Origin of the sequence: Boudabousia marimammalium (assembly GCF_001936115.1) — a bacterium.
Classification (GTDB): Bacteria; Actinomycetota; Actinomycetes; order Actinomycetales; family Actinomycetaceae; genus Boudabousia; species Boudabousia marimammalium.
The window spans coordinates 124,485-138,519 of sequence record NZ_MPDM01000003.1 but is presented as its reverse complement, the minus strand read 5'-3'; the positions used below and the strand labels follow the sequence as shown (position 1 = coordinate 138,519).

13 protein-coding genes and 1 riboswitch are annotated in these 14,035 nt (G+C 52.8%); of the genes, 9 read left to right on the top strand and 4 right to left on the bottom strand.

Annotated elements, in window-relative coordinates; translation table 11 throughout:
• From rpe to lnt, 8 genes are all read left to right on the top strand, one after another.
• Entirely contained in the window at nt 1–663 is a 663-nt protein-coding gene (gene rpe / locus BM477_RS03680) for a ribulose-phosphate 3-epimerase (RefSeq protein ID WP_075361323.1), read from the top strand.
• Between the two features lie 85 nt (nt 664–748).
• Nucleotides 749–867: riboswitch (FMN riboswitch) on the top strand.
• Between the two features lie 78 nt (nt 868–945).
• Nucleotides 946–1,713, top strand: coding sequence for an ABC transporter permease (locus BM477_RS03675; protein ID WP_245792860.1), 768 nt, complete (start codon nt 946–948; stop codon nt 1,711–1,713).
• A gap of 11 nt (nt 1,714–1,724) precedes the next feature.
• A complete protein-coding gene (locus BM477_RS03670) occupies nt 1,725–2,729 on the top strand; it encodes an ABC transporter substrate-binding protein (RefSeq protein ID WP_075361322.1) in 1,005 nt (334 codons plus the stop codon).
• Nucleotides 2,730–2,738: 9 nt separating this feature from the next.
• On the top strand, nt 2,739–3,716 hold the full coding sequence (locus tag BM477_RS03665; protein WP_084543689.1) for a helix-turn-helix transcriptional regulator: 978 nt from the start codon (nt 2,739–2,741) through the stop codon (nt 3,714–3,716).
• Nucleotides 3,700–4,665: a helix-turn-helix transcriptional regulator gene (locus tag BM477_RS03660; protein WP_075361320.1), complete on the top strand. Its 966-nt coding sequence runs from the start codon at nt 3,700–3,702 to the stop codon at nt 4,663–4,665. The genes BM477_RS03665 and BM477_RS03660 overlap by 17 nt, the downstream gene beginning before the upstream one ends.
• 20 nt (nt 4,666–4,685) lie before the next feature.
• A complete protein-coding gene (locus BM477_RS03655; protein WP_075361319.1) occupies nt 4,686–5,072 on the top strand; it encodes a hypothetical protein in 387 nt (128 codons plus the stop codon).
• On the top strand, nt 5,065–7,857 hold the full coding sequence (locus BM477_RS03650; protein WP_075361318.1) for a DEAD/DEAH box helicase: 2,793 nt from the start codon (nt 5,065–5,067) through the stop codon (nt 7,855–7,857). The genes BM477_RS03655 and BM477_RS03650 overlap by 8 nt, the downstream gene beginning before the upstream one ends.
• A 59-nt stretch (nt 7,858–7,916) precedes the next feature.
• On the top strand, nt 7,917–9,467 hold the full coding sequence (gene lnt / locus BM477_RS03645; protein WP_075361317.1) for an apolipoprotein N-acyltransferase: 1,551 nt from the start codon (nt 7,917–7,919) through the stop codon (nt 9,465–9,467).
• Nucleotides 9,468–9,518: 51 nt separating this feature from the next.
• On the opposite strand, the gene BM477_RS03640 is transcribed toward lnt, so the two are convergent.
• The gene (locus BM477_RS03640; protein WP_075361316.1) at nt 9,519–9,881 is read right to left on the bottom strand and encodes an RNA polymerase-binding protein RbpA; all 363 of its coding nucleotides are present in this window, start codon (nt 9,879–9,881) and stop codon (nt 9,519–9,521) included.
• A 239-nt stretch (nt 9,882–10,120) separates the two neighbouring features.
• Between BM477_RS03640 and BM477_RS03635 the strand changes: the two genes are divergently transcribed.
• A complete protein-coding gene (locus tag BM477_RS03635; RefSeq protein WP_075361315.1) occupies nt 10,121–12,025 on the top strand; it encodes a solute carrier family 23 protein in 1,905 nt (634 codons plus the stop codon).
• Nucleotides 12,026–12,041: 16 nt separating this feature from the next.
• Here the strand turns inward: BM477_RS03635 and BM477_RS03630 are convergent, their stop codons facing one another.
• The 3 genes from BM477_RS03630 to BM477_RS03620 form a co-directional block, all read right to left on the bottom strand.
• The gene (locus BM477_RS03630) at nt 12,042–12,560 is read right to left on the bottom strand and encodes a MerR family transcriptional regulator (RefSeq protein WP_075361423.1); all 519 of its coding nucleotides are present in this window, start codon (nt 12,558–12,560) and stop codon (nt 12,042–12,044) included.
• 177 nt (nt 12,561–12,737) lie between these two features.
• Entirely contained in the window at nt 12,738–13,487 is a 750-nt protein-coding gene (gene ftsR / locus BM477_RS03625; RefSeq protein WP_075361314.1) for a transcriptional regulator FtsR, read from the bottom strand.
• A complete protein-coding gene (locus tag BM477_RS03620) occupies nt 13,484–13,936 on the bottom strand; it encodes an FHA domain-containing protein (protein WP_075361313.1) in 453 nt (150 codons plus the stop codon). The genes ftsR and BM477_RS03620 overlap by 4 nt, the downstream gene beginning before the upstream one ends.
• Nucleotides 13,937–14,035 lie beyond the last annotated feature (99 nt).

Here is a 14,035-nt window from a genome sequence, read left to right as displayed (position 1 = left end):
ATGAGTCTGATACATCCTTCCATCTTGAATTCCGACACTGCAGATTTGGCGGGAGAACTAACTAGGATTTCCAGTGCTGACGCGGCCCATGTCGATGTGATGGATAACCATTTCGTTCCGAACCTAACTTGGGGTCTACCAGTAGTGGAGTCTCTGATTCGGCGCAATATCATGCCGATTGATGCGCATCTGATGATCGCAGATCCGGACCGTTGGGCTCCCGCTTACGCTGAAGCAGGATGCGATTCAGTGACCTTCCATGTGGAGGCAGCCCGCGCTCCCGTTGTGCTTGCCCATAACCTGCATAAAGCCGGAGCTCGGGTGGGCGTTGGGGTTCGACCTGGAACCCCGTTATCGGCCATTGAGGAGCTTTTACCCTACATGGATATGGCGCTGATTATGACGGTAGAGCCGGGCTTTGGTGGGCAGGCATTTATCGAAAGTATGCTGCCCAAGATTAGGCGCCTCCGTGCCCTGCTAAATGAACAAAATCTTGATATCCAGATCCAGGTTGATGGCGGAGTGTCTCGGCACACTATCGCTCAAGCCGCAGAGGCTGGAGCTAACGTCTTCGTGGCGGGTTCTGCTGTTTTTGGAGCCGAGGACGCAGCTGAGGAGATTGCAGCCCTGCGTAAGATTGCAGATCCTTTCTGCCACTGTTAGTAGCCATTCTCGCACTGTAGTTGAACACGCTCTCAGCGATAGCTTTGCTCTCCTCAGCGACTCGTGATATCTTCACATTGTGCAAAGCGTGCACCGGGGTCAGTGAAAGTCTGAACCGGCGGTTATAGTCCGCGACCCGCGTTAGCGGTTGAACTGGTGGAATTCCAGTACCGACGGTTAAAGTCCGGATGGTAGGAGCACGTAGTTAGCTTTCGCGGAGCGCAGTTTATACTGTGCTCTGGGTTTGCACTATTCCCCGGTGTCTGATGAAGGACCGGGATTTTGCTTTTCAAACGCCGAATTCACCCCTGGGAAGCCTTAGTGATTGGCAACCTGCTACTGATTGTCGTCTGGTGGCTGGTGTCCGTTCAGGTCGGCGATAATTCTCTTTTCCCCACTCCATGGCAAACCTTGGCGCGCTTAGGTACGGATGTTTTAACTGTGCCGGTTTGGTCCGCCACCTGGGTTACTTTCACTGAAGCTTTGGGCGGTTGTCTGATTGCTATTTCTGTCGCCGTCCCTTTGGCCTATCTGATCTATCGCTCTACTTTTTTGGCTTCGCTCATGCAGCCCTTTTTTGCTGCTAGTCAGGCAATCCCAGCTATCGCTATCGCTCCAATCTTGGTGATCTGGGTTGGATACGGTTTGCAGGCAATCATGGTACTTTGCGCCATCATTATTTTTTTCCCCATTTTGGTCAATACAGCGTTGGGGCTCAGCCAGGTAGATAAGGAAATCCTCGACGCGGCTCGACTAGATACCGCCGGGTCATGGGCACTCCTACGTTATATCGAATTCCCTTTGGCTCTTCCCACTATGCTGGCAGGTTTGCGTGCCGGCTTCACACTTTCCGTGACTGGCGCGGTGGTCGGGGAGTTCGTCATGGGAGGTACTGGCTTAGGAAATCGGCTTGCCATTCAGTCAGCGGCAGTTGACATGACCGGACTGTTTTCCACCATTGTCGTACTTTGTTTGATGGCGACCTTGGTCTATCACGTCATCAGCCAACTTGAGCGGAAAGCAAATCGCTTGACGCTGTCAATCTCTTGAAAGGAACAGCTATGAGAGCTGCATTCAAATCCGTCATTGGTGCCGTATTGGCATTGAGCGTGGGCCTAGGCTTTTCCGCTTGCTCTAGCAGTCGTGAGACTTCCTCGGCCACCCCGGAAGCGCAAGGAAAACCAGTCACGATCGGTCTCACATACATCCCCAATATTCAGTTCTCGCCTTTCTATGTTGCGCAGCAGCAAAAACTCTTTGGAGAGCAGCCGGTTAAACTTCGTCATCATGGTCAGAATGAAGGCCTATTCACCGCATTGATTCAAGGTAACGAGGATGTCGTGATTGCGGGTGCAGATGAAGCTGCACAGGCTCACGTCGAAGGGCACGACTTGGTGGTGGTCGCACCCTACTACAATACTTACCCGGTGGTTATTTTGGTGCCTGAAGCTTCTCCCATTAAATCCGTCGCAGACCTGAAAGGAAAAACTATTGGGCTTCCCGGTAAATATGGGGAGAACTGGTTTGGTCTACAATACGCATTAAACGCTGCCGGTTTGAGCGAATCAGACGTGACGATCCAGGCCATCGGCTACACTCAGAGGGTGGCTTTACAGACAGGTTCAGTCGACGCAGTGGTAGGTTTCAGTAACAACGACGCCGTCCAGTTCAAGCAGGCAGGTTTCGCCGCTCGTGAGATTGCTTTAGGGACAGACCCCATGCCTTTGATGGGTGCTTCAATCATCACCACGAAGGACTTTGCTAAGGCACATTCACAGGAACTTGCCTCAGTAATCTCGGGTATCCAGCAGGGTATTTCGAAGGTGGTTACCGATCCTGAAGTCGCTTTGGATGCAACCGCGCAGTACGTCCCAGACCTCGCGGTCGCAGAGCATCGCGAGGCTGCTGCAGCCACGCTGCAGGCGACGATCAGGTTGTTTCCGCAAACTGAAGCTGAACACGCCCTCGACCCTGCGCGGTTGACTAAGATGGTGGAAGCCCTGGGCGAGCTAGGGATCACTACCAAGACTTTGACGGCGGAAGATATTACTGTTCCAGTCCCGTAAAATAGCGGTGTGAGCACAAAAATAACTTCAGTTGAGAGACTCCTTAATCTACTAGTGACGCTCAGGCAAGCTCAAGCCCCTGGCCTGAGTGCGCACCAGCTGATTGAGAGGGTCAGCGGCTACGGTTCAGACTTTGACGAAACTACGCGCAAACTCCTGCAACGTGACCGGCAGACGCTGGAGGCGGCCAACTGGCGGATTATTGCCACCAATATTGCAGGGGAAATCTACTACCGTGCCAGCGAACCAGATACAGCTGCCGGGGAAGTTGCTTTGACTGCTTCTGAGGCTGCCTACTTAGCCTCTTTGCCGCAATTATTACCGGCCGATTCTGATTGGAAACGGGTAAAGATTGCAGTTGCTCGCTTGCTCAGCCAGTCTCTTGTCGGTGCGCAAGACCAAGACGGGCAAGTAGTCGCTCAGTTGACTGTGAGCGGCCTGGGGTCTGGGATTTCGCATCTGCCGGATTTGCAACTGGCTTTTCAGCGCCGAGCCACCGCCACTTTCGGTTATCTATCCCGTAATGAATCCACCACCAGGCGAGTTGATATCTGGGGAATCTGGCCTCGACAAGGCGCAGTCTACCTAGTCGGATACGACCATCTACGGGAAGCTAAGCGAACTTTTCGGCTCTCCCGAATTACCACGCCGGTATCAATCGGTGAGAGCAGCAGCTATCAGCTTACAGATCAACAGCGGGAAACCGAACCCTTGGAAGAAGCCACTATTTCTCCGCGTTTGCGTCTGCCGGTAAGTTTCGCTCCGGAAATTCTGCAGCTGGCTAGTTCAGTAAAGGAGCTTGATGGCGGAGGAGAGCTAGTTGAAATCTCCTTGCCTGCAGCGCCACTAGATTACTGGTTAGCGCGTCTAGCGGAATACGCCAATCATCTTCAAATCATGGAACCGGTAGAGCTCAGGAACGAAGTTAACAGCAAGATTACTCATCTTCGTGCCATTCTAGTGGGGGAGCATGACCGTGAGAACTGACTCTTTAACGGCACTGACGCAACGACTAGCTTTCCTTTCTTATGTGGAGAAAAACCCTGGCGTATCCATCGAAACTGCAGCGCAATCCTTTTGCGTTTCCACTGCTGAGATCCGCAAATGGGTGGACACACTTTGGACTGTTGGCTATCGCCGCTTTGGTGAACGCGAAGCGCTGCCAAATCACATGATTGACTTTGATGGTTCTGCGTATGAGGCGGGCGAGCTATTGCTGACTTCATCGCAAAATGCCGCAGTTCCGCTGAGCTTAGCGCCCGACGACGCAGATTTGGTTCTCTCTTTGTTGATTACTTTGTACCCGTTCGCTGTGATTCCGCAGGAAATTGCTGCTTCACTGACCGTTAAACTTGCCCAGATTGCCCCGTCTGAAAGAACCGTCAGAGCAGTGAAACTCAATGAGGCTGAGCAGCAGCAATTAGCGCAAGTTCTGACTGTGCGCGGCATCATAGCTGAGGCCATCAGCTCTAACCGCAGAGTGGAGGTCCATTATACTGATGCTGGGCACAAGCATTCGGTGAGGGAACTTTCCCCGGTCAAAGTTGACTGGTCTGGACCTGCTCCAATACTACTGGCGTGGTGTCACACTAGGCAGGGTGTGCGACGTTTGCGTTTAGATCGCATCAGTGACGTTATGCTTTTAGGCCAGCCGCGTTCACACGTGAAACGGGCTCAACGGGAAGGCTTCTCCATTTCTGCTGATGAGGAGGCAATAGTCACCCTCGTTTCTCCTGCCCCATTTGCATTGGAATCCTTGGGCTGGCCTGAGACAAAACTAGTTAGTGAGGGGAAGATTCAAGTCAGGGTACCGGTAGCTGATTATGCTTGGCTAACACGTTGGCTGCTGGTGCACTCCGAGTCGGTTTTGGACATTCAACCTGATAAAGTTAAAGCAAAAGTTCTTGAACTCATTCCCGAGCAGGCTAGCGAGTAGCGGCTGGAGGCGATATAAGCATGTGGACAGCGATTTGGATTTTCCTCGCGGTTGCGATCATCGTGGTACCCACCGCTGTCGCAGTCTGGGCCCTGAGAGAGGGTCTGCGCGGATTGACGAGGGTGGGTGAAGCACTAGATCGACTGGGTACACACTCAGAAGCCGAGGTGCCGTCAGCGGTAGAGCCCTATAGCTTTTCTCCTGGCGTAGCCTTCAGCACCAAAGACCGCGCTCTAGTCGCAATTCGGCGTCGCCAACTGCAGAAAGCGAAGCTGACCCGCCGGGTACGCTCCGCTAACCAAGCACTTACCCGCTGGCAAAAGATCGGTTTCTTCCGTTCAGTAGATGGTGATATCACCGCCGAGTTGCAGGTTCGGGGCCGTTCAGGAGAACAGATAGATGCCTAGACGCCGCCGTCGCCGCAACGCAGCTTCGGAGAGAGATTTGCTTCAAGAAGAGTCCGCAGCCGGCGCTTATGCGAGGTTTCGGGCCGCGCAGGCTGAGGCCCGTTCAGCCGTGGGGCGCTTTGCGCAAACTAAGAGTTTTCCACTGGATACTTTTCAGCTCGAAGGCGCGAAACACATTGAGAATGGGCAATCTGTGTTGGTTGCCGCTCCCACCGGTGCAGGTAAAACTGTAGTCGGAGAGTTCGCTGTCTACCTGGCGCGTGAACGGGGCCAAAAGGTCTTCTATACTACTCCCATTAAGGCACTTTCGAACCAGAAATTCTTGGATTTCCAGTGTGACTATGGGGCCGAGGAAGTCGGCCTGCTCACCGGTGATGTTTCGGTGAATCCGGACGCTTCAATTGTGGTGATGACCACCGAGGTTCTGCGCAATATGCTCTACCGTAATGCAGAACTATACGATCTTGGGTTTGTGGTCTTGGATGAGGTCCATTATTTGGCTGATCGTTTCCGGGGGCCAGTTTGGGAGGAAGTGATTTTGCATTTACCTGAACATGTCTCGGTGGTTTCGCTCTCTGCTACAGTTTCGAATGCGGAAGAGTTTGGGGACTGGCTGGGGCAGGTTCGCGGTGGTTGCGAAGTGGTAGTCTCTGAAAAACGGCCGGTGCGTTTGTGGCAGCACATGATGGTAGGGACGCGCTTGTTCGATTTGTATCCGCCTTCTCTTTTGGCCGACGAAATCACTGAGCAGACTAAGGTTAATCCGGAGCTGAACGCCTTTGTTGACCAAGCGGTATCTCCCTCGTCCAGTCGCGCTCGGCCCGGTAAACGCAAGCCGTACCATACTCGGGGGGAGCGGGGTTTGCGCCCAGCTCCACGACCGCTGGTAGTGCAAGAACTACAGCGAAGAAACTTGCTTCCCGCGATCTATTTCATTTTCTCTCGTGCTGCCTGTGATGACGCACTTCGTTCTATGCTGTCTACCGGCGTGTTCCTCACTACTGAAGCTGAGCAAGACGAAATAGCGGAAAAAGTGGATGCAGTGCTTGAGCGTGTGCCTCCAATGGATTACGCCGCGCTTGGTTTGCACACGATTCGTGAAGCCCTGGTGAGAGGCGTTGCGGCGCACCATGCTGGTTTGCTACCAATGGTGAAAGAACTGATTGAGGGGCTATTCAAAGCGGGCCTTGTTAAGCTTGTATTCGCCACGGAGACGCTCGCCCTAGGAGTTAATATGCCGGCCCGCACCGTCGTGCTGGAGAGCCTAAGAAAATGGAATGGCGTGGAGCATGTCACTCTTTCGCCAGGCGAATACACTCAGCTAACGGGAAGGGCTGGGCGACGCGGTATTGATGTCGAGGGTCATGCAGTCGTACTGGCCCGTGAGGGTGCTTTCCCTCGGCAAGTTGCCGCCCTTGCTTCAAAGCGCTCTTACCCGCTGGTATCAGCTTTCCATCCGACTTACAATATGGTGGCAAATCTTCTCCAGCAGCACTCTGTCGATGCGGCACGTGAGATATTAGAGCAGTCCTTTGCGCAGTATCAGTCCGATCGTTCTGTGGTTTCCCTATCGCGTAGCCTAGCAAAAGCCCGTCGTAAATCCGCGCGTTTAGCGGCAGATTTAGAGTGCCAGTACGGTGACGTACAAGAGTACGTCAGTTTGAAAGCGGCACTTGATGAAGCTAAGAACGCGCCGCTTCTTACGACTCCAGCCACATCTTTGGCAAGGGTCAGAGAGTCCTTCCAGGACGTTAAGCGCGGCGATATTATCGCCTATGAGGCGCAGCGGCGCACCAATTATGCAATCGTCACGCGGGAGGCCAGTGTAGCCGATGCTGAACCCAGCATCGAAGTCGTCACTATGGCGTCACGGGCGCGGACGCTTTCGGTCGCAACCGCACCTGAAGGGGTTGCAAAGGTTGCTCGGCGCAGGCTTTCGCCCGAGTTCAAAGCGAAGTCTGCCAACGACCGTGCTAAGGTCCAAGGCGCATTGCGCGCCGCAGCTAGAAACCATGCGAAGCTACCAGCTGAGCAGCGTGCTCTTGACTCGCGCGCTAATCAGATTGCGAAGTTGCGTACTGAGTTGGGGAACCATCCAGTTGCACGGTGTGAGGACAAGGATGAACATCTTCACGCCGCCTCAGCTTGGGTGAAAAATGAGCGGCGTGTGCGTGAGCTTCAGCGTGAGGTAGCTTCGCATACTTCCTCGTTGGCCCGCGATTTTGACCGGATTCGTAAAGTTCTTGCGGAGCTTGGCTACTTGGATCAAAATGATGCTCCTAACCAATGGGGTGTGATGCTCTCGCGGATTTATTCGGAACGCGACTTGACGATAGCCGAGATTCTACGCCATCGAGTTTGGGATGAGCTCACCCCGATTGAGCTTGCAGCGCTTGTTTCTGCTGTTGTCTTTGAACCGCGTGGGGATCACGCTCCGGCTGTTGCCCTGCCGGGCGGTACGCACAGTCGTGTTTCGCTGGCTTGGCAACAGTCGCGCGAGGTGGAAAAGCGCGTACATAGCGCGGAAGCGCGCTATGCGAAGGTGCTCACCCCGACGATGGAGCCAGGTTTGATGGTGGCAATGCATGAATGGGCCGCCGGAGTGTCTCTGAGCACTGCTATGGAGCTAGCTGATTTGCCCTCTGGGGATTTCGTGCGTTGGGTGAAGATGACGATTGATTTGCTAGAGCATCTTGAGTCCGCCTCCACCACAGAGCTAGCTATCACCGCACACGAGGCAATCGGGCTGCTTAAACGTGGAGTGGTCGCATGGTCAAATCTGTAAAGTCTAGCACCGGCCGGATCTTGCGCCCTAGACAGACTCTTGGTAAAGAAATAGTATCAATGTCCCCAGATACGATTCTCCTGAGAGGCTGGCCAGCATTCTATTGGACGCTTGGTGCCGGCTTGGTAATGAGTTTAGGGTACCGTCCCTATGGGCATTGGAGTTTTACTGTTCTTGGCCTAGCCGCCTACTTCGCTGCTATTCGCAATCGAAGCGCGAAGTCTGTTTTTGTGATTTCTCTGCTATTTGTATTCGCTTGGTGTGGCACTCTCTGGTGGTGGGTTGGACATTCGGTCGGACTAGTGTCAGTCTGGCTTTTACTGACTAGTATTGAGGCTGTGCTGGTTGGCTTTGGGATGAGCGCTACTGCACTGTGGCGAAACCGGCTGAAACCTTGGATGGAGCCTTTCCTCTATGCATTTTTGTGGATCGGATGGGAGCAAATCCGCGCTTCCTTCCCACTCTCTGGTTTCGCCTGGCTCACCACCGCGGTTGGCGGTGTTGATGGCCCTTGGTCATTCGCGATTCATTGGTTGGGAGAGGTCGGTACTGGCATAGTTATCGCCTTGCTGTCTTGGCTGGTCTCGCGCCTATTCACGCGGGACACCGCATCACTGTGGCGACTCAACGCTGTAGCTGTGTCCGCCTTGCTGTTATTGTCCTCATTTATTCTGCCTGGTCCAGCTGCGCCGGTAGCCGCTCAGCACCTTCGCGTTGGTGTAGTTCAAGGCGGCGTTGCGCCACCTTGGCAGCGATCTTTTGCTAATCCTGGTGAGGTTACAAAGGATGCCATGACGATAATCAAAGCCTCGTTAGATCGCGGCGATAAGCTGGACTTCTATCTGATGGGTGAAACCGCTTATGATCGCGATCCGCGGGTTAACGGGGTGACCGCGGAGCTACTACGAAGAGCAACTGAGGGCACAAATATTCCGGTAGTCGGCGGTACTAACCGTTATTATCGTCAAGGGGACGTGTTGGTTCGAGCGAATGAGATATTCATTTCGCGCGGGGGTAGATCTATTGACACACCAGAGGGCGGGGCGTCTGTCATCTACGATAAGCAGATTCCGGTTCCTTACGGGGAGTATATTCCGCTGAAATCCATTTCGTTAGTTTTGGCGCCGCAGTTACAGGAGTATATTATTGACGTCATTCCGGGTGAAGGTGCGCCGATACTAGACGTTCCGTTAGACGAAAACAAGGTCCGTTTAGCAGTTGGGCTTTGTTATGAGGTCGCTTATGCACGTCATATGGCTCGAGGTGTGAAAGATGGGGGAGAGCTACTCTATGTGCCTACCAACAACACCTCATTCTTAAATTCGGATAACTCCTATCAGCAGCTGCAGATTCTTCGTTTGCGTGCGATTGAGTCACAGCGCTGGGGCGTGCAGGCTTCAATCAACGGCATTTCGGCTGTGGTGGATGCCACAGGTAGGGTAGTAGGGCAGACTGAGCTAAACCGGAGCGGGTTTTTGGCCGAGGATGTGGGCCGTTATCAACATCTCACCTTTGCTGTGAAAAGCGCCGGTATCCAATATTGGCTGATTGTAGGATTGGGTTTGGCTTGCTGGATTGCTGGTGTGTGGAGCAGAAAAAACGGTTTCTGACATAATAATAGCCTCGGCCGGATAAGGTGAGGCTATTAGAGGAGCTGTTAATCAGTTCCGGTAACGCGTATCTGCGCGGAGTTTACCAGAACGCAAGAGCTTCAGCTGTTCGTTAAGCAGGACTTCAAGTTCTTCTTGGGTGCGGCGCTCACAGAGCATATCCCAGTGGGTCCGAACCGGTTTGGTAGTTGGTTCATCTTCAGGTTCCTCAGTGCCTACCAAAATGGCCTGCTCGCCACACTTGGCACATTCCCAAGTGGCGGGAGGCTCAGATTCAACTGCTAATGCTTTAGTGAACTCATCACCACAGATGCAGTCGTAGCGAACGTTCTTGCGGTCTACAAAGACAACACCTTTTTCGGATTCCAAACTGTTTGCCCCAATGGACATGCCGCGCAAAACTCTATCAGCCAAGTTGTCCTCCTTATTTGACCCGGTAATAGGCTATATTCTATCAGTTTGTATAACCAGAAGCTGAGTAAACCTATTCCCTGTTTGCCGATAATATACATTATGTCAGATATGTCGGTTTGTTCGCTACCTTGCTCTTCCTCGAAATCGTAACCAAATTGCTGTGTCCCCACCCTACTCACATCCGCTGTCTTACTTTAAACTGTTTACGTCTCTTCCCACCACGATTGGAAAGGCTCAATGTGAGCGCGACAAATATTACCTCTGTAAACCAAGTCCCATCCGCCGGAAAACTCACGGTTCTCTCTCTTCAACACGTGCTCGCATTCTATGCTGGCGCTGTCGTTGTCCCCCTAGTAATCGCTGGCGCTTTAGATTTAGACACTGCGACGACCATCCACTTAATCAATGCCGATCTCTTCACCTGCGGTATCGCTACTATCTTGCAGTCAGTCGGTTTTTGGAAGGTCGGCGTTCGCCTCCCGTTGATCCAGGGCGTCACCTTCACCGCTGTCTCTCCGATTATCGCGATCGGGCTTGCCGCAGGTGGCGGCACTACTGGACTTCCCTACATTTACGGCTCAATTATTATTGCGGGTTTATTCACTTTCTTCGCAGCCCCGTTCTTCGCCCGTCTCATCAAGTTTTTCCCGCCCGTAGTAACAGGCACCGTACTCACCGTGATGGGCGTCACGTTGATTTCTGTGTCAGCCGGCGATATCGCTGGATTTGACCCAAATTTGGCTCCGGACGCAAAGAATATTGCCTATGCTCTTGGTACTTTGGCAGTTATTATTTTGGCTCAGCGGTTCTTCAAAGGCTTTATGTCTACCATCACTGTGCTCCTCGGCCTCGTCATTGGCACTACCGTAGCTTTCTTTATGGGCGATGCTAGTTTCGGCGGAGTTCAGGAAGCCGCCTGGGTGGGCGTGACCACGCCTTTCTATTTTGGCATCCCGAGGTTCTCACTAATGGGTGCAATCTCCATGATTATCGTAATGCTGATTACCATGGTGGAAACAACCGGCGATGTCTTTGCCACCGGTGAGATCGTAGGCGAACGCATCACTTCTGAACACATTAAGGCTGCGCTTCGCGCCGACGGTCTCTCCACTCTACTTGGCGGGGTGCTAAATTCCTTCCCCTACACCTGTTTCGCACAGAATGTCGGCTTAGTTCGCCTTACCCGCGTTCATTCGCGCTGGGTTGTAGCAGCAGCCGGCGGCATCATGATTGTTCTTGGACTGCTCCCGAAGGCCGGTGCCATTGTCGCTTCCATTCCTCATGCAGTGCTAGGTGGCGCTTCTATTGCCATGTTCGCCAACGTCGCGATTGTCGGTATCCAGACACTATCTCGAGTGAATATGCGTGAAGATCGCAATGCCGTCATTGTCTCCACCTCTTTGGGTCTAGCCATGCTAGTCACCTTGCGTCCTGGCATTGCCGGCGTACTACCCGACTGGGCAACAATCCTCTTCGCCTCCGGCATCACCGTTGGCTCTTTGGCAGCCATTTTCTTAAACATTATCTTCAACCACCTTCCGTCCTTGCGCTCGCAAAATATCGTGCGCGACTCTAAAGGCGTTCCGGTCACGGTTGAAGAGCTCAACAAGCTGCCGCGCGCGGCCGCGGTTGCTGCTCTGGCTCCCCTTATCAATCAGGCCACCTGGCCGGTTGCGCGAGCGGTAGAAGGCGGCTCTTTCCTCGATTCACGCGATGTACTGCAGCGAGTCCAGCAGTCTCTCGCCTCCGCATCCACTGAAGAAAAAGAAGCCTTGATCCGCGAATACCCGGACTTGGCGGCTTTGATTGGTGCTCGGGTAGTTGAAGAACCCCTAGTCACAAAAGATCGTGGTTCCCTCGCCCTCGGCGATATTACGGAGACCCAGAAGACAGAAATCATTGAACTTTGCGACAGCTATCAGCGCAAGTTTGGCTACCCCTTGGTAGTATTCTTGACTACAGCCGATTCGGTCAAGGAAATGGCTCTACGGGCGGCTCGGAGAATGGAAAACGATCCAGCTATCGAGCTCTCTACCTCGATAGATGAGATAGCCGCAATTACAGCCGACCGCTATGAAGAAATCATGGCTGACGCTGACCCGATCGGCAGTTCTTGGGTGCGGAGTTTTGACGCTCTGGACTAAACCTGAGTAAATCCGCTTAGGAGGCATCCCGCTTCGCACGGCGACGCTCTTGAAGCTCGTCCACGATAGCGGGATGCTCTTCTATATGCTCTACGGGTAACTGGGCAAGTGTACCCTCCACCTCAGACCAAACTCGACCAATCGCGATACCAAATACTCCCTGTCCCCCGCGAACTAGGTCAATAACCTCATCATCAGAAGTGCACAGGTAGACTGAAGCTCCATCGCTCATCAAAGTAATACCGGCAAGATCTTGGATACCGCGGTTATGAAGCTCTCCAACTGCGACTCGAATCTGCTGCAACGAAACACCAGAATCAAGCAGGCGCTTAACCACCTTAAGGAAAAGCAGGTCGCGGAAGGAGTAAAGACGTTGTGTTCCGGAGCCGCTGGAGTCCCTAACAGATGGCTCCACTAGGCCTGAACGAGTCCAGTAGTCGAGCTGGCGATAGGTGATTCCGACAGCTTTACAGGCAATTGGGCCACGAAACCCCGTCGTTTCATCAATTCCTGCTAGCGCGTCGCCGAACAGCATTCCTTGAGGGCTGTCCACAACAGAGCTGAACTCAGAATTCGTCACCGGAATCTCCTTGGGTCGGTATAAGCAATAAGTCTAACGTAAGAGTTGAATGAGAATTGGTCAAATACCAACACTCAATATTTAACCTTAAAGTTAAGGTTGAGACTTAATTGTTACCTTTTCTACCTATTATTATAGATCTCGGTCGATATCCGCACGCATAATTTCTTGAACCAGCTCTGATGCTACTCTTGCAATATCCTGGGACTGCGCTCTACGTCGCTCAGCTATTACTGAAGAAGATCCCTTCTGAACGACTGAAGATGATAAAGCTGCATGGCTCATTCGATGAGCAAAAGTTCCAATCATTTTCATGGAACGGAGCGGCACTCCCCCGGCCCGCAAAGCAAGAGCTTGCCGGACTACCCGCACCGCAGAGGCAGGATACCGCCCACGTTGGTCAGGTTGAATCAAACCGCAATCAATCAGTGTCTCTAATTCTTCGTCTGTAGCAGAGGTATAGTCTTCCAACTCTCGTAGCGTGATTACGCTACCATCCACAGGTTGGACTGGTACTCCCGCGCTGGCAACTACCCTAGCCACAGGTTCGACAGCGACCTCTTCGCCGGCATCCATCCTGTCTAGCCGATCCTTAATCTGGTCTAGAGGCAAGAACGACTCTCTCTGAGCAGTTAAACAGAAACGGAGTCTTTCAATATCAGCCTCTGAAAACTTTCGGTACATAGAGGCGGTACGGAAAGGCGTAACAATCCCGCGTTCTTCGAGGAATCTAACCTTGGAGAGTGAAATTGCGGGGAACTCTTGTTCCAGCCGAGAGACAACCTGACCAATGCTCAGTAGTGGTTTGCGGCTTACACCGCGCGGCCAAGGCTCAGGTTCTTCGGCGCCAGGAATTTCTTGTCTGTGCGCCGAAAATGTCATTGCAGGGCCTTCTGAGAGGGATGGTAGCTCATCCTGTACTTACCAATCTGAACCTCATCACCATCATGGAGATCGATTTGCTCCACTCGTTCGCGGTTAACATAGGTGCCGTTCAACGATCCCGCATCACGAACCATAAAACCACCAGTGGAGGTCTGCACGAATTCGGCGTGGCGCCGAGACACAGTCACATCGTCTAAGAAAATATCAGCAGATACATGCCGTCCCGCAGAAGTCGAAGCAGTATCAAGCAAGAATCTAGCACCCACGTTGGGACCTTTACGCACAATTAATAGAGCTGAGCCAGCCGGCAGAGCTGCAACAGCGGCAGCGTTATCTCCCCCAAGCTGGTAAGGGCCAGCAGGTGCCTCTTCTGGCTCCGCCTGCGGATGGATACCAGTACCGAACAGTGAAGTTGAAGTCGGATCGAAGGTATCGTTCTCACTCATTTGTGCCTCTCATACGTTTTGGTGCATGTGCACAGGTTATTAATGTACTATCTGAATCATATTACAGTGTTTTCCGTTCAAATGAGACTCAGAACGGTA